This window comes from Leisingera sp., from assembly GCF_982940295.1.
In genome coordinates this window covers 1-20,852 of sequence record NZ_CEYXRG010000034.1, presented here as the reverse complement: position 1 = coordinate 20,852, position 20,852 = coordinate 1, and the positions used below count along the sequence as shown (strand labels likewise).

Below are 20,852 nucleotides of genomic sequence, written 5' to 3'. Positions count from 1 at the left end.
ACCCGCGACCCCCGGCGTGACAGGCCGGTACTCTAACCAACTGAGCTACAACCGCATTTTCGCCTTGCGGCGGACCGTCTCCGGTCCAGATCCCCTCCGGGGCGGTCCCTGTTAAACCCCGGGAAGGGGTGCAGCAGTGGCGCGGTTGACGGGGCTCGAACCCGCGACCCCCGGCGTGACAGGCCGGTACTCTAACCAACTGAGCTACAACCGCCCGCTGCACATCCAGCATCGCTGCTGAATGTTGGGCTGTAATATTCCCAGCCCCCCAAGCCGTCAAGCCGTGTTTTGCCTTTTTCGGAACTTTCCCGGAAAAAAATGACCCACGCCCCGCAACGCATTGAAACAGTTGGAAAAACACTGCAGCCACGCCGCGGCACGGGCAATCTTCCAGGCAGAACAGGGAGGGGGGGGGGATGGTGGGTCGTGAGAGGCTCGAACTCCCGACATCTTCGGTGTAAACGAAGCGCTCTACCAACTGAGCTAACGACCCGATGAGCGGGGATTTAGACAAAGCTGCCGGACAGTGCAAGAGGCTTTTGCCAAAAATTTCCAACCGGCGTGCCGCCCGGTGTTGCGGCCTGCCAACACCCCTGCTCTGCCTCCTTTCTATGGCCAGCGGGTCCTTGCCCCGCCCGCGCCCGAAACTCTACAGAAACGCACGTCGGCCGGCAGGTCCAGGATTTCTCGAGGCAAATCAGCATGAAGCACATGATAGCTGCGCTCCTGTCGGTGCAGGCGCTGGCAAGCACCGCCCAAGCGATAGAAATCACAGGCGGAACTGCGGATCTGTCCTGGTCCGCCTTCACCCAAGACACGGGTATCTCCCGCACCACCCTGCGCGGCAGCCTCGAAGCCGGGTTCAGCCCCAGCCTGGGCACTCAGCTGGACCTCAGCCTCTATGACTTCAACGCACGCGATCTCAGCGCGTACAATGCCACACTGCACGGCCTCTACCATGCCACCAGCACCACGACGCTGGGCGCCTTTCTGGGCAATGAGGAACTGGAAAACAGCACCCTCGATTTCTACGGGCTGGAAGTCCGGCACGGCTTCAGCAGTCTCACTGCCGAGGCTTACGCGGCCTACGGGGAGGAAGACGGCGAATCCGCGTCCCTGTTCGGCCTTGCCCTGCACAAGGACGCCGGTTCCAATGTCCGCTTTAGCGCCGAAGCCGACTTTCTCGACCTGGACAGCGCCCAAGTCGCCCGGCTGGCGCTGAACATCGGCTATAAATTGAACGAACGCGCCAGTTTCTATGGCGAAGCAGGCCTGCTCGATTACGAGGCCGGCCCGCTGTCAGACACCCGGGCTTTTGTTGGTGCCGGTCTCAAGGTTGGATTCGGCCCCAGCGGCGGAACCACCTTCGGCTGGCGCGGATTGCTTGCCAAGGTGCCGGGCCTCTGACCGCCCGGCAGCCTCTCCCTATTGCAAAACGGTCTCCACCCCGTTTTCAAGAACATAGACACAGCCCTGCCCGTTCGGCAGCGCCGCCATCCGGTCGCGGCTGAGCCCGCAGACGATGCCGCGCATCACCTGCCCCAAGAGCCCATGCGCCACCACCACCGACGGCCCGCTCAGCGACTGCATGAAGTCCAGGATACGGCCATGGAAACTGTCATAGCCCTCGCCGCCTGGCGCTTCACAGAACAGGTCCAGATTGTGCGGGTTCACCCCGTGGATCTCCGGGTATTGCGCCGCAACTTCCCCGAGCGTCATGCCCTGAAAATCTCCGGCAAATGCTTCGGCCAGACGCGGATCAGTCACAAACGGCGCGCCGCCCAGGGCAATATCCGCCGTCTGCTGCGCCCGCCCCAGCGGCGAAGCGTAGCAGGCCGGGCTCTGCGCCATCACCGGCACCATCAGCTCTGCCTGCCGGCGGGCATGCTGAACCCCCAGCGGCGTCAGCGGTGATTCCAGCTGCCCCTGGATGCGCCGCTCAGCGTTCCACACGGTCTGCCCATGCCGCAGCAGCCAGATTTTCGGAAATTGCATGACGCGCCCCTTGCCCGGTTCCTCAGGCAAATTGGTAGCCCCAAGCAGCCAGCAGCGAAACCCCGGAAACGAGAAAAGGCGCTCGACCTTTGCAGGGAGCGCCTTTCCTAAAAAATGGTGGGTGATAAGAGATTTGAACTCCTGACATCTTCGATGTGAACGAAGCGCTCTACCACTGAGCTAATCACCCGTGAGGCAGGCTTTTAACGGCCGCATGCGGGCTCTGCAAGAGGGCCGGCAGAAGATTTTTGCCCTTGTCCTGCATTTTCTTTGTGCGCGGCCGCGGCTGAACGCGGACGGCTCCATAAACCGCTCAGCAGGCCGGCAGCGCATCCCGCTGGATCATCGTGCGCAGGGTAAAGCTGGAGCGGGTGTTACGGATGCCGGGCACCCGCATCAGCTTGTCCTCCAGAAAGCGGTCGAAATCCGGCAGATCCTCCGCCACCACACGCAGCAGTATATCCCGCGTGCCGGTCATCAGATAGCACTCCATCACCTGATCGAAACGGCGCACCGCGTTTTCAAAGGCGCTCAGCGCTTCGGTGGACTGCCTGTCCAGTTCCACCGCCACAAAGATGGTGACCGGCAGCCCCAGTTTGGCCTGGTCGACCCGGGCCGAATAGCCGCTGATGACCCCGCTCTCCTCCAGGCTGGCCACCCGGCGCGCGCAGGGCGTGGGCGACAGCCCGACCATGCCGGAGAGTTCCGATATCTTCAGCCGCCCGTTTCGCTGAAGCGCGGCGACAATCTTGCGGTCTATCGAATCCATGGAGGTTTTCCCTAAATGTGACACCCTTGATGGAGGTTACCACCAAAATGGCAGAATCCCGCACAGCTTTTTGGTGAAAACCGGCGCTGCCGGCCCGCTATTATCCGGGTAGGTTTAGGAGGATCAAACCAAATGACAGTGACTGCCGTCGCATCCAGCAGCCATGAAGAGATTTACCGCGTCGAGGAGCCGTCCGTTGGCCTCCTGGGCTTCATTGCCGTGCACTCCACCCAGCTGGGCCCGGCAGCCGGGGGCCTGCGCATGCGCCCCTACGCCAGCGAAGAGGAAGCGCTGACCGACGTCAAACGCCTCAGCGAAGGCATGACCTACAAGAACGCCGCGGCAGGTCTGACCCTGGGCGGCGGCAAGGCGGTGATCATCGGCGATCCGGCCAAGGACAAGACGCCGGACCTGCTGCGCGCCTTTGCCCGCGCCATCGAAGGTCTGGACGGCCGCTACATCACCGCCGAGGACATGGGCATGAGCCCGGCCGACATGGCGATCCTTGCAGAGGAAACCCGCTTTGTGGCCGGTCTGGCGGATGGCGAGTTCGCCAGCGGCGACCCCTCGCCGATCACCGCACGCGGCATCTTCAACGCGATCCGCACCACCCGTGCCCACAAGCACGGCAGCCGCGACCTGGCGGGTGTCACCGTATCTGTCCAGGGCCTCGGCCACGTCGGCTGGTACCTCTGCCAGTTCCTGCATGAAGCCGGCGCCAAGCTGGTCGTCACCGACATCGACGAGGCCCGCGTGGAGCAGGCGATCGCAGAGTTCGGCGCCAAGGCCGTTCCGCTGGCAGAGATCTATGGCGCCGAGGCAGATGTTTTTGCCCCCTGCGCCATCGGCGGCATCCTGAACGCTCAGACCATCCCGCTGCTGAAGGCGGATATCGTCGCAGGCGGCGCCAACAACCAGCTGGCAACGGCTGAGGACGGCGCAGCGCTGCACGCCCGCGGCATCCTCTATGCGCCTGATTTCGTAGCCAACGGCGGCGGCATCATCAACGTCGCAACCGAGATCCAGAAGATCAAGGACCGCGAGGGCTTTGTCGCTGAGAAGCTGACGGCGCTGGATGAGACCATGGCGGCGATCCTGACCCAAGCAAAAGCGGCGGACGTGAGCCCGGCGGAAATGGCCATTGCCACCGTGCAAGCCAAGATGGAGAAGGCCAGCAAAGCCGCCTGACCGGCCCTGCCGTTACCTAAGCTGCCGGGCCCAACGGGAGCGGGTGCGCCCTGGCGCATCCGGCGACGGGCGGGAGGACCGCCCAAGCTCCCTGGCTTGTGCAGCAGCGAACAAAAAGCCCCGGACAGAAGGGCCAGAACGGAAGAGAACACTTAAAAAGGGCGGCCCCCTCGGACCGCCCTTTTCCATTTCTTGCTCGCAGATCAGCGGATCAGTGCGCGGTGGCGCCTGCCCCCTCGCCGGATCCTTTCAGCGCCGCTTTCGCCGCGGCGGCCTCTTCGGCCTCCTCATCCCACTCGATGGGTTCAGGCTTGGACACCAGCGCGTGCTCAAGAACCTCGGACACATGGCTGACGGGAATGATCTCCAGGCCTTCCTTCACGTTGTCCGGGATCTCCGGCAGGTCCTTTTCATTCTCCTGCGGGATCAGCACCGTCTTGATGCCGCCGCGCAGCGCCGCCAGCAGCTTCTCCTTGAGGCCGCCGATCGCCAGCGCATTGCCGCGCAAGGTCACCTCGCCGGTCATGGCAATGTCCTTGCGCACCGGGATCTGCGTCAGCACCGACACAATGGAGGTCACCATGGCCAGGCCCGCCGACGGGCCATCCTTGGGCGTCGCGCCTTCCGGCACGTGCACGTGGATGTCCCAATGGTCGAACTTCGGCGGCTTGATGCCCAGTTTCGGCGAGACAGAGCGCACGTAGGACGAGGCCGCCTCGATCGATTCCTTCATCACATCGCCCAGCTTGCCGGTGGTCTTCATCCGGCCCTTGCCCGGCAGGCGCAGCGCCTCGATCGACAGCAGCTCGCCGCCGACGGATGTGTAGGCAAGGCCGGTGACAACACCGATCTGATCCTCTTTCTCGGCCAGGCCGAAGCGGTACTTCGGCACACCCAGGAAATCGTCGAGGTTCTCCGGCGTGACGGTCACGCTGTCGGTCTCTTTCTTGACGATCTTGGTCAGCGATTTCCGCGCCACCTTGGCGATCTCGCGTTCCAGGTTCCGCACCCCCGCCTCGCGGGTGTAGGTGCGGATCATCGCGGTTACCGCGTCCTCGGTCAGCTCGAACTCCTTGGCCTTCAGGCCGTGGTTCTTCACCTGCTTGGAAATCAGGTGCTGCTTGGCGATCTCGCGCTTTTCATCCTCGGTGTAGCCCGACAGCGGAATGATCTCCATCCGGTCCAGCAGCGGACCCGGCATGTTGTAGCTGTTCGAGGTGGTCAGGAACATCACGTTCGAGAGGTCATATTCGACCTCCAGATAGTGATCCATGAAGGTGTTGTTCTGTTCCGGATCCAGCACCTCCAGCATCGCCGAGGCCGGGTCGCCGCGGAAATCCTGGCCCATCTTGTCGATTTCATCGAGCAGGATCAGCGGGTTGGTGGTCTTCGCCTTCTTCAGCGCCTGGATGATCTTGCCGGGCATCGAGCCGATGTAGGTGCGGCGGTGGCCGCGGATCTCGGACTCGTCACGCACGCCGCCCAGCGAAATGCGGATGAACTCACGGCCCGTCGCCTTGGCCACGGATTTACCCAGCGAGGTCTTACCCACGCCCGGAGGCCCGACGAGGCAGAGGATCGGACCCTTCAGCTTGGCCGAACGCTGCTGCACCGCCAGATACTCGACGATCCGCTCCTTGACCTTCTCCAGGCCATAGTGATCCGCATCGAGGATCTCCTGCGCCTTCATCAGGTCCTTCTTCACGCGCGACTTGGTGCCCCACGGGATCGACAGCATCCAGTCGAGATAGTTGCGCACCACGGTCGCTTCCGCCGACATCGGCGACATGTTCTTGAGCTTCTTCAGCTCCGCATCGGCCTTTTCGCGCGCCTCTTTCGACAGCTTGGTGGCGGCGATCTTCTCTTCCAGCTCGGCGATTTCGCCGGCCCCTTCCTCGCCGTCGCCCAGCTCCTTCTGAATGGCCTTCATCTGCTCATTCAGATAGTACTCGCGCTGGGTTTTCTCCATCTGGGATTTGACGCGGGTCTTGATTTTCTTCTCGACCTGCAGAACCGACAGTTCGCCCTGCATCAGGCCATAGACCTTCTCCAGCCGCTCGCTGACAGAGAGCGTCTCCAACAGCTCCTGCTTGCGGTCCACGTCAATACCCAGGTGGCCCGCCACCAGATCGGCAAGCTTGGCCGGCTCGGCGGTCTCGCCCACGGCAGACAGCGCTTCCTCGGGGATGTTTTTGCGCACCTTGGCATAGCGCTCGAACTCGTCGCCCACGGTGCGCACCAGCGCCTCGGTGGTGGTGACGTCGCCGGGCATTTCCGCCAGCTCTTCAGCCTTGGCCTCGAAATAGTCGTCGTTTTCCAGGAACTCGGTGATCTTCACACGGGTCTGGCCCTCGACCAGCACCTTGACGGTGCCATCGGGCAGCTTCAGCAGCTGCAGCACATTGGCCAGCACGCCGGTGGTGTAGATGCTATCGGTTTCAGGATCGTCCTCGGAAGGGTCGATCTGGCTGGACAGCAGGATCTGCTTGTCGTCCGCCATCACCTCTTCCAGGGCGCGCACCGATTTTTCCCGGCCCACGAACAGCGGCACGATCATGTGAGGGAAAACCACAATGTCGCGCAGCGGCAGCACGGGATAGGAGGAATTGAGTGGCTCTTGCATACTCGGTCCTTTGCTTGGCAAGACGGCCCGGCCCCGGTCCCGGCAGCACTTGGCGCGTCTCCTCATTGGATGTCTTTATCTGGGGGGATGGTTAAGGATTTTCAACCTGCCCGCCGCTTGGTTGGCCCCACCTTGCCCGCACCGCGGCCGGACCACAAGGCGCAAATGACCGAAGGGTGAGCAAAGCGCTAACACGCACTGAGATGCGTCCGGAACGGATCGTCGGCGTGGCGCAAACCGGCATTCAGCGCCGCTCCAGCGTCACCAGGCCGCGCTCAATGCGGCCCGCCGCGCCAGTCTCGCTGTAGGTGCCGCTCAACCGCGACTGATCAATCAGAAACAGCCGGTAGGACTGGCGCAGCACATGCCCCGTCCCGCTGTCCTGCGCGCCTTCGATGTTCAGCCGCAAGAGCTGATCCGGGCCGCAGGCCAAGGGTCCCAGAGCGATTTCATCGAAAAACACCTCCGCGTCATCCGGCAGATCGCCGCGGCCCGCGCTTTCGGCCCGCAGGCCGCTGCCCGGCGCGGGCGGCGCACGGTCCTCAACCGCAACAGGCATGAAGCCCAGCGCAGGCGAACCCGCCATCAGCCGGCCGTTCCTGAAATCCAGCGACAAGACCTCGCCGCTGCGCTGCGGCACCGGCAGCATTTCGACACGCCCTGCGGAGACCAGCCCCATTTCTCCCGGCCCCTTGCGCAGGATCCAGCGCCCGCGCAGCGCGCTGGACTTGCCCTTTACCAGTTCCTCCAGCGTGATGGTGCAGCCATCAATTGGCGGCGCCTTAAAGAAACCCGATGCCTCGGCCAGCGATCCGGGAGACTTCACGCTACCGTCGGTCTGTGCCTGAGCCGCCAAAGGGCTGCCCAGCAAAACCGCCAGAGCCGCTGCGCGCAAACAGGTCATGCTATTCTCCCCGCTTTTGCGCGAGGGTAGCGGGCAGGTCTTCACAACCGGTGAACAGGCGCGCGAAACCCGCCAGATCGGCAACGGCGGCCGGGGGCTTGCTGCCCGGCCGCCAGCCTCCGATCAAAGCGGAAGCGGTCTACTCAGCCGCCGCCCGCTCCATCGCAGGGTAGTCGGTATAGCCTTCCTCTCCGCCGCCATAGAAGGTGTCCGGATTGCCTTCGTTCAGCGGCGCGTCTGCTGCCAGCCGCTCAACCAGATCCGGGTTGGCGATGAAGGGGCGGCCAAAGGCCACCAGGTCAGCCTCCCCTGAGGCCGTCCGCGCCAGCGCGGTTTCGCGGTCATAGCCGTTGTTGGCCATGTAGGTACCGGTATAGAGCTTGCGCAGGGCGTCGAAATCCCCGTCCCGGCCGCCGCCGGTTTCGCCCTCAACCATGTGCAAATAGGCGAGGCCATAGCCGTTCAGACGCTCGATGAGCGGTGTGTAATGACCCACGGGATCGCTGTCGGACACATCGTTGAAGGTGGCAAACGGCGACAGACGCAGGCCAATGCGGCCAGCCTCCCAAACCGTCTGCAGCGCGTCGAGGATCTCGAAAACGATGCGGGCGCGGTTTTCCGGGGATCCGCCATAGGCGTCCGTGCGGGTGTTCACACCGTCCTTCAGGAACTGCTCAAGAAGATAGCCGTTGGCCGCATGCAGCTCGACACCGTCAAACCCCGCGTCCTTGGCGTATTTCGCGGCCTGCACAAAGTCGGCGATCACACGCTGGATGTCTTCCGCGCTCAGCGCCTGCGGCTTGGAGGTCGGCACAAAGCCTTCATGGGTAAAGGTCTGAGCTTCTGCCGCGGTATCGGTGGAGGACACTGCTGTGGTGCCCTCTGGCAGCAGGGAGTCATGGGTGATCCGCCCGACATGCCACAGCTGGATAACGATCTTGCCGCCCTTGGCGTGAACGGCATCCGTCACCTTGCGCCAGGCCGCGGCCTGCGCCGCCGTGTGAATGCCCGGAGTCTGAATATACCCTTTGCCCTCAGGGCTGATCTGGCTGCCTTCGGTGATGATCAGACCGGCACCAGCCCGCTGGGCATAGTATTCTGCGTGCATGTCCAGCACCTCGCCGGTTTCATCGTCGGCCCGGTTGCGGGTCAGCGGCGCCATGACAACGCGGTTACGCAGCTCGATTGCACCAGCAGTGCTGGCGGAAAACAATTCTTGGCTCACGGGGATGTCCCTCCGGTCAAAGTGTCCAGCAACAGGAACGTTGCCGCAATGACCTGAGCACTCCGCCTCGTGCTTTCAACGGTGCATCAGCCGGAACAGCTGCTCAACAGCGCACAGTGACTGTTCAACTGTACCCGTTCACAAACGCTCGATATCGCCTTGCGCGCGGGTGTCGTGGAAGTCCTTCTGCCAGGCCTCAAAGGTTCCGGCGACAATCGCCTCCCGCATTCCTCCCATGATTTCCTGGAAGTAATGCAGATTGTGCCAGGTCAGCAGCATGCCCGAAATCATCTCGTTGCTGCGGAACACATGGTGCAGATAGGCGCGGGAGTAATTGGAACACGCCGGGCAGCTGCAATGCTCGTCCAGCGGCCGCGGGTCGTCCTGGTGGCGGGCGTTCTTGATGTTCACGACGCCATAGCGGGTGAACGCCTGCCCGGTGCGCCCCGACCGCGACGGCAGCACGCAGTCCATCATGTCGATGCCGCGCGCAACTGCGCCGACGATGTCGTCGGGCTTGCCCACACCCATAAGATAGCGCGGCTTGTCCTCGGGCAGCATGTCCGGCGCAAAGTCGAGGCAGCCGAACATCGCCTCCTGCCCCTCGCCCACCGCCAGGCCGCCGACCGCATAACCGTCAAAGCCGATGTTCTTCAGCGCCTCGGCGCTTTCCTCGCGGAAATCCTGTTCCAGCCCGCCCTGCTGGATACCGAACAGCGCATGGCCGGGACGGTCCCCGAAGGCCTCGCGCGAGCGCTCCGCCCAGCGCATCGACAGCCGCATCGACTCAGCAATCCGGTCGCGGTCCGCAGGCAGCGCCGGGCATTCGTCGAAACACATCACGATGTCGGAACCCAGCAGCCGCTGGATCTCCATCGACCGTTCCGGAGTCAGTTCGTGCCGGGAGCCGTCGATGTGGGATTTGAAGGTAACGCCCTTTTCGGTCAGCTTGCGCAAACCGGCCAGCGACATCACCTGAAACCCGCCGGAGTCGGTCAGGATCGGCCGCTCCCAGTTCATGAACTTGTGCAGGCCGCCCAGGCGGTCGATCCGCTCCGCCGTCGGACGCAGCATCAGGTGATAGGTATTGCCCAAAAGGATATCGGCGCCGGTCGCGCGCACGCTTTCCGGCATCATCGCCTTGACCGTAGCGGCAGTGCCAACCGGCATGAAGGCAGGCGTGCGGATCTCGCCGCGCGGCGTGTCGATCACCCCCGTGCGCGCTTTGCCGTCGGTTGCCTTCAGTTCAAAGTTGAAAAGCTCTGCCATCTCGTATTCCTGCCGTTACTATCAAACCGGCCCACCGGTGATTCCCCCTAATGCCAAGGAGCCAAGCCCATGTCCACAGCCGACCCTGCACCGCAATTGAAACTCGGCTGGGAGGAATGGGTCAGCCTGCCGGACCTCGGCCTGCCAGCCCTGCGCGTGAAGGTCGACACCGGCGCCCGCACCTCTTCGCTGCACGCCACCGGGATAGAGACATTCGGCCCGGCCAGCGCCCCCAAGGTGCGTTTCATGGTGCATCCGATCCCCGGCCAGTACGACCTGGAAATCCCCTGTTCTGCCCTGATCAAGGACCGGCGCGAGGTGACGTCCTCCAATGGCGAAAGCGAAATGCGCTTCGTGATCGAGACCGCGCTGGAAATCGCAGGCCAGTCCTGGCCGGTGGAACTGACCCTGACCGACCGGCGCGGCATGGCGAAACACATGCTGCTGGGCCGTCAGGCGCTGACCGAGAACGTGACCGTGGTCCCCGGCGAGCGCATGTGCCAGCCTGCCCTGGACTATTCCGTCTATACCTCCGCCAACATCCGCAAATCCGCCCCCAAGCGCGCCCTGCGCATTGCCGTGCTCAGCCGCGAGGACAATTACTCCACCCGCCGCCTGGTGGCAGAAGGCGAAAGCCGCGGCCACACGGTGGAGGTCATCAACACCACCCGCTGCTACATGGCGCTGAACGCGCTGGCGCCGGAAATCCATTACGACGGCAAGCGCCTGCCCCGCTATGACGCGGTGATCCCGCGCATCGGCGCCTCTGTCACCCAGTACGGCACCGCGCTGCTGCGCCAGTTCGAGACGCTGGGAACCTTCTGCGTCAACGGGTCCGAAGGCATCACCGCCAGCCGCGACAAGCTGCACGCGCACCAGATCCTGGCGCGCCACAAGATCGGCATGCCCGCCACCGCCTTTGCCGCCTCTCCCAAGGACACCGGCAGCCTGATCCAGATTGTCGGAGGCGCGCCCCTGATCGTGAAACTGCTGGAAAGCACCCAGGGCAAGGGCGTGGTGCTGGCGGAAACCAAGAAGGCTGCCGAAAGCGTCATCACCGCGTTCCGCGGCCTCAAGGCCAATTTCCTGGTGCAGCAGTTCGTCAAGGAGGCCGCGGGCGTGGATATCCGCTGTCTGGTGGTCGGTTCCAAGGTGGTGGCGTCTATGAAACGCTCCGGGGCCGATGGGGACTTCCGCTCCAACCTGCACCTGGGCGGCAGCGCCGAGACGGTCCGCATCAGCAAAGAGGAGCGCGCCACCGCGGTCCGCGCGGCCAAAGCGTTCGGCCTCAACGTCGCGGGCGTCGATCTGTTGCGCTCGGAAACCGGCCCCAAGGTGCTGGAGGTGAACTCCTCCCCCGGGCTGGAAGGGATCGAAAAGACGTCCTCCAAGAACATCGCCGGGCTGATCTATGCCGAGATCGAGAACCGGGTCCGCCCCGCTCCGCTGCGGCGCCTGAAACCCACCAGCAGCTAAGGACCGCAAGGCAGGCCCATCCGGGCTTGCCAGCCTGCGCCGCAAGGCGTCATATGCACCTGAAAGCTCTTGAATACGGGACTGGCGGAACCCATTTGTATACCATTGCACACAACAGTTCGTATCATTGAACACGGCCAAGGCATCCGGCGCACGGCTCCTGCCCGGCAGGCCGCCGGAACCGGCTGCGCACTCCGCGCCCGCCCCCCTTGCTGCCTCCCGCTGACCAACCAAAGGAATTTTTCATGAACGAAGATCTGATCCTCGACCTTTTGTCCGGCAATCTCCTTTATCTGCTGGGCGCCCTCCTGCTGGTCATCATTGCGCTCAAGGGCATCCGCATCGTGCCGCAGTCGCAGAAGTTCGTGGTCGAACGCTTCGGCCGGCTGCATTCGGTGCTGGGTCCGGGCATCAACTTCATCGTGCCGCTGCTGGATGCGGTGCGCCACAAGATCTCGATCCTGGAGCGCCAGCTCCCGAACGCCACCCAGGACGCGATCACCAAGGACAACGTGCTGGTGCAGATCGACACCTCGGTGTTTTACCGCATTCTTGAACCGGAAAAGACCGTCTACCGGATCCGCGACGTGGATGGCGCCATCGCCACCACCGTGGCCGGCATCGTGCGCGCCGAGATCGGCAAGATGGATCTGGACGAGGTGCAATCGAACCGCGCCCAGCTGATCTCCCGCATTCAGGAAAGCGTCGAAAGCGCGGTGGATGACTGGGGCATCGAAGTGACCCGCGCTGAAATCCTGGATGTGAACCTCGATCAGGCCACCCGCGACGCCATGCTGCAGCAGTTGAACGCCGAGCGCGCCCGCCGCGCCCAGGTGACTGAGGCTGAGGGCCAGAAGCGCGCCGTTGAACTGGCCGCCGACGCCGAGCTTTACGCCGCCGAGCAGACCGCCAAGGCCCGCCGCATCCAGGCCGACGCCGAAGCCTACGCCACCGGTGTCGTGGCCCAGGCGATCCGCGACAACGGGCTGGAGGCAGCGCAGTACCAGGTCGCCCTGAAACAGGTCGAGGCGCTGAATGCGCTGGGGAACGGCGACGGCAAGCAGACCATCGTCGTGCCGGCCCACGCGCTGGAGGCCTTTGGCGATGCCTTCAAGCTGCTGAAAGGAAGCAAGTGATGGCAGACGGCTTCTGGACTCTCTGGTGGGTTTGGGGGGCGGCAGCGCTGGTGCTGGGCATCCTCGAAATCCTCGCCCCGGGCTTTGTCTTCCTGGGCTTTGCCATCGGCGCCGCCGCGGTTGCGCTGCTGCTGCTCGTTTCCGGCGGCAGCTGGGGCCTGCCCTTGCTGCTGCTGATCTTTGCAGGCCTGTCTCTGGCCGCGTGGCTGCTGCTGAAACGGCTGTTTGCGCTGCCCAAAGGCCAGGTCAAAACCTTCGACCACGACATCAACGACTGAACGGTCACGCAAAGCCTGAACGGTCTGGCCGCAACGCTGCGGCCCGGCTTCAGAACCTGAACCCGATGCCCGCCAGCAGGCCATGGGTCACCGCATCATGGCGGAAAAAACTGCTGGTGCCGCGGGTGCCTTCCTCATAGTCCACCCCCAGGCCGCGGTACATCACATAGATCGACGCGCGCTCCCAGCGGTCATAGACCAGCCCGCCCATCGCCGACCAGCTCTGATCCGACCCGGCACCGAACCCGCCGATGTCGCCTTCCAGCAGGATGCTGAACTCCGGCGACACACGGCGCTGCCAGCGCAGCCCGGCAACCGGATCGGTCCACTCCGCGCCCCGGCGCAGGGTGCCGCCCGCCGGCAGGCTGGCAATCACGTCCACATCCCAATGGCGCGCGCCCGCATACAGCTCGAAACTGTCCCGCCCGCGCCCGAAGCTATAGGTCACCACCGCTTCCGCCACGTTCTGATCATAGGTCACCGGCAGATCGCCTCCGGCGCTGCTGCCGATGGCGTCAGAATCCAGCAGCGCATACCGCAGCCGGAATCCGAACCGGCTGCTGTGGACCCCTTCGAACTGCAGCATTCCGCCCGCCTGCAGCTGATCGAACACATCGCTTGCATCAAACGACACATCCCCGGCAGCCCGGCCCAGCTCTGTCGTGCTCTCCACCGAAGGCGCCAGCACAAAGGGCGTCAGCTGCCACCGCCAGCCGCTCAGGTCCTGGGCCGCGGCGGCGGTCCCCAGCAGCGCGGCAAGCAGCAGCGCAGCAGTCGCGGCGGCCCGTGCGGGCGCGGTCGGCTTCGGCATCGCTCTCCCTCCCCCGTTCCTGCCAGACTCCACCGTACGGCCGGCACGCGAGATCCGGCCGCTGCGTCCAGGCAGCTGTCAAAAATCATTATGGGGGAGCAACGATTTAGCGCAGAATCCCGTCAAATCAAACGTTCCCGCGCAAAGGCGGGCAAAGGGGACGGGCAGAACATTCCCGCAGCGGCGCGCGCCGCCTCTGGACGCCGGGCCGCACATTTCCTATATAAATCGTCGGAAAATCAGACCGGGACCATCATGACCAATCCTTCCGAACCGCTCGAAGGCGCACCGCTGATCGCGCCCTCCTCTGTCAGCCACCCGCTGTACGAGGCCGTGGCCGAGGCCTGCCGCACCGTCTATGACCCGGAAATCCCGGTGAACATCTACGAGCTGGGCCTGATCTACACGATCGACATCAATGACGAGAACGACGTCAAGATCATCATGACCCTGACCGCGCCGGGCTGCCCGGTGGCGGGCGAGATGCCCGGCTGGATCGTCGATGCGGTGTCGCCGGTGCCCGGCGTCAAAAGCGTCGACGTGCAGCTCACCTGGGAACCGCCCTGGGGCATGGAGATGATGTCCGACGAAGCCCGGCTGGAACTGGGCTTCATGTAAGCCCGAAGACCGAACCCGGATCCGGCCCCTGCACAGGCGGGGGCCTTTTCATTTCCCCGCAAGCGGCCCTAAAGTGCGGCAGCCCTTGATCCGGAGCCGCCCCATGCGCCTTGCCCTGCTGCTCGCCGCAGCCCTGTTCCTGCCGCCCGCCGCAAGCCCGGCAGAGCCCCCGGCGCTCAGCTATGGCCCGCGCCCGGATTACCTGATCAGCCAGCTGCCCGATGGCGCGCTCAAGGACAAGCTCAGGTCCTGTGCAGGCCAGACCCCCAAGCGCACGGATTTCTCGATCGGCCACCGCGGCGCACCGCTGATGTTCCCCGAACACACTGCCGAAAGCTACCGCGCCGCCGCTGCCATGGGCGCGGGCATCCTCGAATGCGACGTCACCTTCACCCGCGATCTGGAACTGGTCTGCCGCCACGCGCAAAACGACCTGCACCGCACCACCGACATCCTGACCTCCCCGCTGGCAGACCGCTGTATCCAGCCCTTTACACCGGCAGCAGGCACCGCGCCCGCCCGCGCCGAATGCCGCACCTCCGAACTGACCCTGGAGGAGTTCCGCACCCTGACCCCCAAAATGGACAGCGCCAATCCCTCGGCGGTCAGGGCAGAAGACTACAGGGGCGGCCTGCCCGCCTGGCGCAGCACGCTTTACGCCGGCGGTGCCCGGCCCCTGACCCATGCGGACTCAATCGCCCTGTTCCAGCGCCTCGGCACCAAATTCATGCCCGAGCTCAAGGCCCCGGCGGTGCCGATGCCCTTCAACGGCTTCACGCAGCAGGATTTCGCCCAGAAGCTGGTGGATGAATACAAGGCCGCCGGCATCCCGCCCCAGGACGTCTGGCTGCAAAGCTTCCGTCTGGAGGATGTTCTTTACTGGATCGAACACGCGCCGGAGTTCGGACGTCAGGCGGTGCTGCTGGACGCCAGCTACCGGCTGGAGCGCTTCGACCACACCGATCCGGACACCTTCCAGTATGACTTCGCTGCGCTGAAGGCCCAGGGTGTCACCTATCTGGCACCGCCGCTCTGGATGCTGGTCACGGTCAGGGACGGCCAAATCGTCCCCTCACCCTATGCCCTTGCCGCCAAATCGGCGGGTCTGCGGCTGATCACCTGGACGCTGGAACGCTCCGGCCCGGTACAGGACGGCGATTGGTACTTCCAATCCCTCAGCGCCCTGCCTCTCAATGATGGCCTCTATTACCAGCTGCTGCATGTGCTGGCGCAGGACGCGGGCGTCGAGGGGGTGTTCTCCGACTGGCCCGCCACCGTCACCTATTACGCTAATTGCATGGGGCTGTAACAGCTGGCTGCGCGCGGAACCGCCGCTCCGCCCCTTTTAAATCCGCACCCGGGATATATGTTATGCCTCTGCCAGGACGTTTGCGGGGTTGAGCCGCCGCAGCACCGGCCCTAGATAGGGAATAAGTCTCAAGGAGAAACCCATGTTCGGCATTCCCGGTAAGCAGGCCGTGACCATGACCCCCAAGGCGGCGGCGCAGATCGCCAGGCTGATGGCCAAGGACGGCCACGCAGGCCTGCGCATCGGCGTCAAGAAAGGCGGCTGTGCTGGCATGGAATACACCATGGAATATGTCGACGAGCCGGAACCCAACGACGAGGTTGTGGAACAGGACGGCGCCCGCATCCTGATCGCGCCGATGGCGCAGATGTTCCTGTTCGGCACCGAAATCGACTATGAGGTGACGCTGCTGGAAAGCGGTTTCAAATTCAACAATCCCAACGTGGCCGAGGCCTGCGGCTGCGGCGAGTCGATCTCCTTCAAGGAACAGCCCGGCAGCTGAACCGGCGCAGTCCAGGCGAAACCAGCGGGCGGGGTCTTCCCCGCCCTTTTTGCATCGCCGCTCACCCTCCAAGCGAATTGCGCCGCTGCGCTGCCGGTGCTACCACTCACGCCCAAACAGGACATTCGGAGGCACCCCCATGCGGCGGAAACTGGCAGCAGGCAACTGGAAGATGAATGGCACCGGCGCAAGCCTGGCTGAACTGGCGGCCCTGGCCGAAAGCCACCCGGCACCGGCCGCAGACATCCTGATCTGCCCCCCGGCAACCCTGCTGTCGCGCGCCGCGGACGCTGCCCGGGGCAGCGCTGTCGCCATCGGCGGCCAGGATTGCCACGCAAATGCCTCCGGCGCCCACACCGGCGACCTCAGCGCCGCCATGCTCAAGGACGCAGGCGCCTCCACCGTGATCCTCGGCCACTCCGAACGCCGCGCCGACCACGGCGAGACCGATGCGCAGGTCTGCGCCAAGGCGGAGGCCGCCATCGCAGAGGGCCTCACCGCCGTCATCTGCATCGGCGAAACCCTGGCAGAGCGCGAGGCCGGTGACACTCTGAAGGTTGCCGGCACCCAGCTGGACGGCTCCGTCCCTGCGAACGCTACTGGCGTCAACACCGTGATCGCCTATGAACCGGTCTGGGCCATCGGCACCGGCAAGGTGCCGACCCTGGAACAGATTGCAGAAGTCCACGATTTCCTGCGCGCCGAACTCACCGCCCGCTTCGGCTCGGAGACCGCAGACGGCTTCCGCCTGCTCTACGGCGGCTCGGTCAAGCCTTCGAACGCTGCGGAAATCTTTGCCGTCTCCAACGTCGACGGCGCGCTTGTGGGCGGTGCCAGCCTCAAGGCCGCGGATTTCTCCCCGATCATCGCCGCACTTGAGGCGGCCTGAGCCAAGAAAATTCGAATTTTCTTGGCAAAATTCTTCGAAGAATTTTGCCAGAGACGCAAATCGGCGCCCGGAAATCCAGGCGCCGTTTTCTTTCGTCGGGTGCGACCCTAGTTCGTTATGATCTCCGGCCCCATCACCGCATTTGGCAGCACGGTGGACAGCCAGGGCACATAGGTGATCAGGATCAGGAACACGAACAGCACGGCGAGGAACGGCAGCGCCGCTTTGACCACGCCCATCATCGGCATCCCCGCCACGCCCGAAGTCACGAACAGGTTCAGGCCGACCGGCGGGGTGATCATGCCGATCTCCATGTTCACCACCATGATGATGCCCAGGTGGATCGGATCAATGCCCAGCTCGATGGCAATCGGGAACACCAGCGGTGCGACGATGACCAAAAGGCCCGACGGCTCCATGAACTGGCCGCCAATCAGCAGGATCACGTTGACGACGATCAGGAACATCACCGGGCCAAAGCCCGCCGACAGCATCGCATTGGCGATATGCTGCGGCACCTGCTCATCGGTCAGAACATGCTTCAGGATCAGCGCATTGGCGATCACGAACAGCAGAGTCACGGTCAGCTTGCCCGCCTCGAACAGCGTGTGCTTGGTGTCGCTGTGGAAGAAGGCCGTGACCAGCGCATAGGGCTTCTTGATCAGCGGCGTCTTGGCCGCGCCCTCGCCGTTCGACAGCGGCCCCATGTCCTTGTAGACGAAGGAGGCGATCAGGAAGGCATAGACCGCCGCCACCGCCGCCGCCTCAGTCGGGGTGAAGATGCCGCCATAGATGCCGCCCAGAATAATCACGATCAGGAACAGGCCCCAGCCGGCCTCGCGGCCCGAGGTGATGATCTCGCCCCAGCCCTTCCACTCGCCCTTGGGCAGGTTCTTGACCTTGGCCATCACGTAGATGGTGACCATCAGGAACAGACCGGCCAGCAGACCCGGGATGACACCGGCCAGGAACATCCGCCCCACCGAGACCTCAACCGCCGCCGCATAGACCACCATCACGATCGACGGCGGGATCAAGATGCCCAGGGTGCCTGCGTTGCAGATCACGCCCGCCGCGAACTCCTTGGTGTAGCCCACCTGCCGCATGCCTGCGATCACGATGGAGCCGATGGCCACCACGGTTGCGGGCGACGACCCGGACAGCGCCGCAAACAGCATACAGGCAAACACCCCCGCAATCGCCAGACCGCCCGGCAGATGGCCCACGCAAGCGATGGAGAAGCGGATGATCCGCCGCGCCACGCCGCCCGTGGTCATGAAGGACGAAGCCAGGATAAAGAACGGGATCGCCAGCAGGGTGAAATGCCCCTCAAAGGCTTCAAACAGCGTGCCTGCGACCGAGGCCAGCGAGCTGTCGGAATAGATCAGCAGGAAAATGGTGGAGCTGAGGCCCAGCGACACCGCAATCGGCACCCCGATCAGCAACAGGCCGATCACCATCGCAAAGAGGATTACCACTTCCATCAGTCATGCTCCCCGCGCTGCGCCTGCACTTCTGCAATTTCGTCTTCAACTTCGTGACTGGCGACCAGCCGGTCCGCCTCGCCGCGGGCAATCTGGAACGCCGCCTGGATGAAGCGGAACACCAAGAGCAGCATCGACACCGGCAGCACCACATACGGCACCACCTTCGGCAGTTTTTCGTAGGAGTCGCCGTAGTTGATCAGGTCTTCCAGGAACTTGAAGGCCGCCACCATCGGCACGTCCTGCACCTCATAGAAACTCTGGCTGCGGGCCTTCATGTCGAACCCGGTCGGGAACCAGCGGCCCGAGGTCGGCGGCAGGTCGGCAAACACCGCCCAATAGTCATAGGCGCCCTTCAACAGCAGCAGCGAAAACACGATGCAGCAGCCGGCGGCAAACAGGCCAACCGCGCGGCGCGCACCGGGCGCCAGCATGTTGACGATGGCGTCCACCCCCAGATGCGCATGGGTCTTCACCGCATATGCCGCGCCCAGAAGCACCAGCCAGGCAAACAGGAACACCGTCAGCTCCAGCGCCCACAGAATGTTGGAATTGAACACAAACCGCGCGATCACATTGGCAAAGGTAATCGCCGTCATCAGCCCCAGGAGGAGCGCGATCAGGGTTTCTTCGAGTGAGTTGATAAGCCCGCTCGGGCCGGTTCTGGACCCCGCCATGGCTGCCTCCCAAGTTTTGCGGAAAGTAAGGGTGCAGGCGGCGGATCCCCGCGCCGCCTGCGGATACGGGGCGCCCGCGCGGGCACCCCGGAAAGGCGCTGATTACAGGCCGGTGTTGATGGCTTGCGCCGCGTCGATCTTTTCCTGGCCGACGTCGCCTGCGAATTTCTCCCAGACCGGCTTCATCGCTTCGACCCAGGCCGCGCGCTGCTCAGGGGTCAGCTCGCGCACCACGCCGCCGGCGTCGATGATCGCCTGCTTGGCCTCGCCGTTCACCTTGGTGGATTCAGCGTTCCGCACGGCGGTCACTTCCTTGAGGATGGTCAGGAACTGATCGCGCACTTCCGGCTCCAGGCTGTCCAGCCAGTCGACCGAAGTCACCACCAGGTAGTCCAGCGCGCCGTGGTTGGTCTCGGTCACACCGTCCTGCACCTCAAAGAACTTCTTGCCATAGATGTTGGACCAGGTGTTTTCCTGCCCGTCCACAACACCCTGTTGCAGCGCGCCGTAAACTTCGGAGAACGCCATCTTCTGGGGCGAGCCGCCGATCGCTTCCATCTGCGCCACCAGCACGTCAGAGGACTGCACGCGGAACTTCAGCCCGTTTGCATCCGACGGCTCCACCAGCGGCTTGTTGGCCGACATCTGCTTCATGCCGTTGTGCCAGTAGGCCAGACCCTGCAGGCCGCGGCGCTGCATCGAGTTCAGCATCTCCTGGCCGGTCTCGGACGCCTGGAAGGCATCCACGGCTTCGATGTTCTTGAACATGAACGGCAGGTCGAACAGGCGGAACTGCTTGGTGAACTTCTCGAACTTCGACAAGGACGGCGCGGCCAGCTGCACGTCGCCCTGCAGCATCGCTTCCAGCACCTTGTTGTCGTTGTACAGCGTGGAGTTCGGGTAGACCTCCATGCACATGGTGCCGTTCATTTCCTCGTTCACGCGCTTTTCCAGCAGCGACGCGGCGATCCCCTTGGGGTGCTTGTCGGTGTTGGTGACGTGGCTGAATTTCACCACGATCTCGCCGTCGTCACAGGCCGCGCTTGCGGCGCCTGCGGAAACGGCCAGTGCCAGTGCGGTTGCAGCAGTGGTCAGGAATTTCATGTCTTTCCTCCCAGAAAAATCATCAGAAAATTCTATGTTGCCCTCAGCGCATGGCTGAAGCCCGCTCAGAGCATCACAAGTTGCGGAAAGCCGCTCAAGATTTGATTCGGGAATCACCCGCCGTCCGGGATTTCCGCGATTTGACAGTCGGTTACACCGGCCTCTGGATGCAGCTTGGCGAAGCGGATCAAAAGCTGTGCGAAATCCCGCACAAGGTGCTTCCGGCTTTGTGCGGAAATCCGCACAAATGTTAGCGCCCGACAGAACTGCAAGGGAATCGCCGCCCTTTCATCTTTCCCGAAATACTCCCGTCCCGCTGCCCGGCAGGCGGCTTTGCCGCCGAAAGGGGGGCGTCCAGCCTGACCCAGGAACGCCACAGCCGGGGTGTTGCACGCCCACCGCACGCCCCGCTTTCCGGTCCTTAACCCCGCGCTGCAATACTGCCCCCGTCGCGACACCGGTGCGGACTGACACCCCGCACCGACCAGGAGATCACAGGACCCCCAAGACCACCTCTTCATCGGGTGCAGGGGCGTCCCGCACCGAAGGCTTCAGCGGACATGGGGGCTTGCGACCCCCGGCCGCCCCCCGCCCC

19 protein-coding genes and 3 tRNA genes are annotated in these 20,852 nt (G+C 63.9%); 9 read left to right on the top strand and 13 right to left on the bottom strand.

Annotated elements, in window-relative coordinates:
- Window positions 1-137: 137 nt before the first annotated feature.
- Both AC4HIX_RS20185 and AC4HIX_RS20180 read right to left on the bottom strand, forming a co-directional pair.
- Window positions 138-214 (bottom strand) — tRNA-Asp (locus AC4HIX_RS20185).
- A gap of 203 nt (window positions 215-417) precedes the next feature.
- Window positions 418-493, bottom strand: a tRNA-Val gene (locus AC4HIX_RS20180).
- Between the two features lie 209 nt (window positions 494-702).
- Between AC4HIX_RS20180 and AC4HIX_RS20175 the strand changes: the two genes are divergently transcribed.
- On the top strand, window positions 703-1,407 hold the full coding sequence (locus AC4HIX_RS20175) for a hypothetical protein (RefSeq protein ID WP_490400278.1): 705 nt from the start codon (window positions 703-705) through the stop codon (window positions 1,405-1,407).
- A gap of 18 nt (window positions 1,408-1,425) precedes the next feature.
- On the opposite strand, the gene AC4HIX_RS20170 is transcribed toward AC4HIX_RS20175, so the two are convergent.
- The 3 genes from AC4HIX_RS20170 to AC4HIX_RS20160 all read right to left on the bottom strand — a co-directional run bounded on the left by AC4HIX_RS20170 (window position 1,426) and on the right by AC4HIX_RS20160 (window position 2,764).
- Window positions 1,426-1,995: a histidine phosphatase family protein gene (locus tag AC4HIX_RS20170; protein ID WP_490400277.1), complete on the bottom strand. Its 570-nt coding sequence runs from the start codon at window positions 1,993-1,995 to the stop codon at window positions 1,426-1,428.
- A gap of 115 nt (window positions 1,996-2,110) precedes the next feature.
- Window positions 2,111-2,185: transfer RNA gene (locus tag AC4HIX_RS20165), tRNA-Val, on the bottom strand.
- A 123-nt stretch (window positions 2,186-2,308) separates the two neighbouring features.
- On the bottom strand, window positions 2,309-2,764 hold the full coding sequence (locus AC4HIX_RS20160) for an Lrp/AsnC family transcriptional regulator (RefSeq protein WP_058287997.1): 456 nt from the start codon (window positions 2,762-2,764) through the stop codon (window positions 2,309-2,311).
- Window positions 2,765-2,896: 132 nt separating this feature from the next.
- Here AC4HIX_RS20160 and AC4HIX_RS20155 point away from each other — a divergent pair, with 132 nt between their 5' ends.
- Window positions 2,897-3,952 (top strand): Glu/Leu/Phe/Val family dehydrogenase, encoded by a 1,056-nt coding sequence (locus AC4HIX_RS20155; protein ID WP_490400276.1) that lies wholly within the window; start codon window positions 2,897-2,899, stop codon window positions 3,950-3,952.
- A 211-nt stretch (window positions 3,953-4,163) separates the two neighbouring features.
- On the opposite strand, the gene lon is transcribed toward AC4HIX_RS20155, so the two are convergent.
- The 4 genes from lon to tgt all read right to left on the bottom strand — a co-directional run bounded on the left by lon (window position 4,164) and on the right by tgt (window position 9,973).
- On the bottom strand, window positions 4,164-6,575 hold the full coding sequence (gene lon / locus AC4HIX_RS20150) for an endopeptidase La (protein WP_490400275.1): 2,412 nt from the start codon (window positions 6,573-6,575) through the stop codon (window positions 4,164-4,166).
- Window positions 6,576-6,819: 244 nt separating this feature from the next.
- Complete coding sequence (locus AC4HIX_RS20145) at window positions 6,820-7,479, bottom strand: hypothetical protein (protein ID WP_490400274.1); 660 nt, start codon at window positions 7,477-7,479, stop codon at window positions 6,820-6,822.
- A gap of 139 nt (window positions 7,480-7,618) precedes the next feature.
- Window positions 7,619-8,704 carry an alkene reductase gene (locus AC4HIX_RS20140; protein ID WP_490400273.1) on the bottom strand — a complete coding sequence of 362 codons (1,086 nt, stop codon included), beginning with the start codon at window positions 8,702-8,704 and terminating at the stop codon, window positions 7,619-7,621.
- Window positions 8,705-8,842: 138 nt separating this feature from the next.
- Complete coding sequence (gene tgt / locus AC4HIX_RS20135; protein ID WP_490400272.1) at window positions 8,843-9,973, bottom strand: tRNA guanosine(34) transglycosylase Tgt; 1,131 nt, start codon at window positions 9,971-9,973, stop codon at window positions 8,843-8,845.
- 69 nt (window positions 9,974-10,042) lie between these two features.
- Here tgt and rimK point away from each other — a divergent pair, with 69 nt between their 5' ends.
- From rimK to AC4HIX_RS20120, 3 genes are all read left to right on the top strand, one after another.
- Window positions 10,043-11,449, top strand: a complete 1,407-nt coding sequence (gene rimK / locus AC4HIX_RS20130; RefSeq protein WP_475052787.1) for a 30S ribosomal protein S6--L-glutamate ligase — start codon at window positions 10,043-10,045, stop codon at window positions 11,447-11,449.
- A gap of 245 nt (window positions 11,450-11,694) precedes the next feature.
- Window positions 11,695-12,585, top strand: coding sequence for an SPFH domain-containing protein (locus AC4HIX_RS20125; RefSeq protein WP_475052789.1), 891 nt, complete (start codon window positions 11,695-11,697; stop codon window positions 12,583-12,585).
- Window positions 12,585-12,863: an NfeD family protein gene (locus AC4HIX_RS20120; RefSeq protein WP_475052791.1), complete on the top strand. Its 279-nt coding sequence runs from the start codon at window positions 12,585-12,587 to the stop codon at window positions 12,861-12,863. Before AC4HIX_RS20125 ends, AC4HIX_RS20120 begins: the two co-directional genes overlap by 1 nt.
- A 49-nt stretch (window positions 12,864-12,912) precedes the next feature.
- Here AC4HIX_RS20120 and AC4HIX_RS20115 read toward each other — a convergent pair whose 3' ends face one another.
- Window positions 12,913-13,674 carry a hypothetical protein gene (locus AC4HIX_RS20115; protein WP_490400271.1) on the bottom strand — a complete coding sequence of 254 codons (762 nt, stop codon included), beginning with the start codon at window positions 13,672-13,674 and terminating at the stop codon, window positions 12,913-12,915.
- Window positions 13,675-13,929: 255 nt separating this feature from the next.
- Here AC4HIX_RS20115 and AC4HIX_RS20110 point away from each other — a divergent pair, with 255 nt between their 5' ends.
- From AC4HIX_RS20110 to tpiA, 4 genes are all read left to right on the top strand, one after another.
- The gene (locus AC4HIX_RS20110; protein ID WP_027237183.1) at window positions 13,930-14,292 is read left to right on the top strand and encodes an SUF system Fe-S cluster assembly protein; all 363 of its coding nucleotides are present in this window, start codon (window positions 13,930-13,932) and stop codon (window positions 14,290-14,292) included.
- Window positions 14,293-14,395: 103 nt separating this feature from the next.
- Window positions 14,396-15,601 carry a glycerophosphodiester phosphodiesterase family protein gene (locus tag AC4HIX_RS20105; protein WP_490400270.1) on the top strand — a complete coding sequence of 402 codons (1,206 nt, stop codon included), beginning with the start codon at window positions 14,396-14,398 and terminating at the stop codon, window positions 15,599-15,601.
- A 142-nt stretch (window positions 15,602-15,743) separates the two neighbouring features.
- The gene (locus tag AC4HIX_RS20100; protein ID WP_490400269.1) at window positions 15,744-16,103 is read left to right on the top strand and encodes a HesB/IscA family protein; all 360 of its coding nucleotides are present in this window, start codon (window positions 15,744-15,746) and stop codon (window positions 16,101-16,103) included.
- Between the two features lie 139 nt (window positions 16,104-16,242).
- A complete protein-coding gene (gene tpiA, locus AC4HIX_RS20095) occupies window positions 16,243-16,992 on the top strand; it encodes a triose-phosphate isomerase (RefSeq protein WP_490400268.1) in 750 nt (249 codons plus the stop codon).
- A gap of 107 nt (window positions 16,993-17,099) precedes the next feature.
- Here the strand turns inward: tpiA and AC4HIX_RS20090 are convergent, their stop codons facing one another.
- From AC4HIX_RS20090 to AC4HIX_RS20080, 3 genes are all read right to left on the bottom strand, one after another.
- Window positions 17,100-18,476 carry a TRAP transporter large permease gene (locus AC4HIX_RS20090; RefSeq protein ID WP_475052801.1) on the bottom strand — a complete coding sequence of 459 codons (1,377 nt, stop codon included), beginning with the start codon at window positions 18,474-18,476 and terminating at the stop codon, window positions 17,100-17,102.
- A complete protein-coding gene (locus tag AC4HIX_RS20085; protein WP_490400267.1) occupies window positions 18,476-19,153 on the bottom strand; it encodes a TRAP transporter small permease in 678 nt (225 codons plus the stop codon). Before AC4HIX_RS20085 ends, AC4HIX_RS20090 begins: the two co-directional genes overlap by 1 nt.
- A 102-nt stretch (window positions 19,154-19,255) precedes the next feature.
- Complete coding sequence (locus tag AC4HIX_RS20080; RefSeq protein WP_475052804.1) at window positions 19,256-20,257, bottom strand: DctP family TRAP transporter solute-binding subunit; 1,002 nt, start codon at window positions 20,255-20,257, stop codon at window positions 19,256-19,258.
- Window positions 20,258-20,852 lie beyond the last annotated feature (595 nt).

Coding starts and splice junctions, on each gene's coding strand:
- AC4HIX_RS20175 (WP_490400278.1), top strand. CDS start 703: ATGAAGCACATGATAGCTGCGCTCCTGTCGGTGCAGGCGCTGGCAAGC.
- AC4HIX_RS20170 (WP_490400277.1), bottom strand. CDS start 1,995: ATGCAATTTCCGAAAATCTGGCTGCTGCGGCATGGGCAGACCGTGTGG.
- AC4HIX_RS20160 (WP_058287997.1), bottom strand. CDS start 2,764: ATGGATTCGATAGACCGCAAGATTGTCGCCGCGCTTCAGCGAAACGGG.
- AC4HIX_RS20155 (WP_490400276.1), top strand. CDS start 2,897: ATGACAGTGACTGCCGTCGCATCCAGCAGCCATGAAGAGATTTACCGC.
- lon (WP_490400275.1), bottom strand. CDS start 6,575: ATGCAAGAGCCACTCAATTCCTCCTATCCCGTGCTGCCGCTGCGCGAC.
- AC4HIX_RS20145 (WP_490400274.1), bottom strand. CDS start 7,479: ATGACCTGTTTGCGCGCAGCGGCTCTGGCGGTTTTGCTGGGCAGCCCT.
- tgt (WP_490400272.1), bottom strand. CDS start 9,973: ATGGCAGAGCTTTTCAACTTTGAACTGAAGGCAACCGACGGCAAAGCG.
- rimK (WP_475052787.1), top strand. CDS start 10,043: ATGTCCACAGCCGACCCTGCACCGCAATTGAAACTCGGCTGGGAGGAA.
- AC4HIX_RS20125 (WP_475052789.1), top strand. CDS start 11,695: ATGAACGAAGATCTGATCCTCGACCTTTTGTCCGGCAATCTCCTTTAT.
- AC4HIX_RS20120 (WP_475052791.1), top strand. CDS start 12,585: ATGGCAGACGGCTTCTGGACTCTCTGGTGGGTTTGGGGGGCGGCAGCG.
- AC4HIX_RS20115 (WP_490400271.1), bottom strand. CDS start 13,674: ATGCCGAAGCCGACCGCGCCCGCACGGGCCGCCGCGACTGCTGCGCTG.
- AC4HIX_RS20110 (WP_027237183.1), top strand. CDS start 13,930: ATGACCAATCCTTCCGAACCGCTCGAAGGCGCACCGCTGATCGCGCCC.
- AC4HIX_RS20105 (WP_490400270.1), top strand. CDS start 14,396: ATGCGCCTTGCCCTGCTGCTCGCCGCAGCCCTGTTCCTGCCGCCCGCC.
- AC4HIX_RS20100 (WP_490400269.1), top strand. CDS start 15,744: ATGTTCGGCATTCCCGGTAAGCAGGCCGTGACCATGACCCCCAAGGCG.
- tpiA (WP_490400268.1), top strand. CDS start 16,243: ATGCGGCGGAAACTGGCAGCAGGCAACTGGAAGATGAATGGCACCGGC.
- AC4HIX_RS20090 (WP_475052801.1), bottom strand. CDS start 18,476: ATGGAAGTGGTAATCCTCTTTGCGATGGTGATCGGCCTGTTGCTGATC.
- AC4HIX_RS20085 (WP_490400267.1), bottom strand. CDS start 19,153: ATGGCGGGGTCCAGAACCGGCCCGAGCGGGCTTATCAACTCACTCGAA.
- AC4HIX_RS20080 (WP_475052804.1), bottom strand. CDS start 20,257: ATGAAATTCCTGACCACTGCTGCAACCGCACTGGCACTGGCCGTTTCC.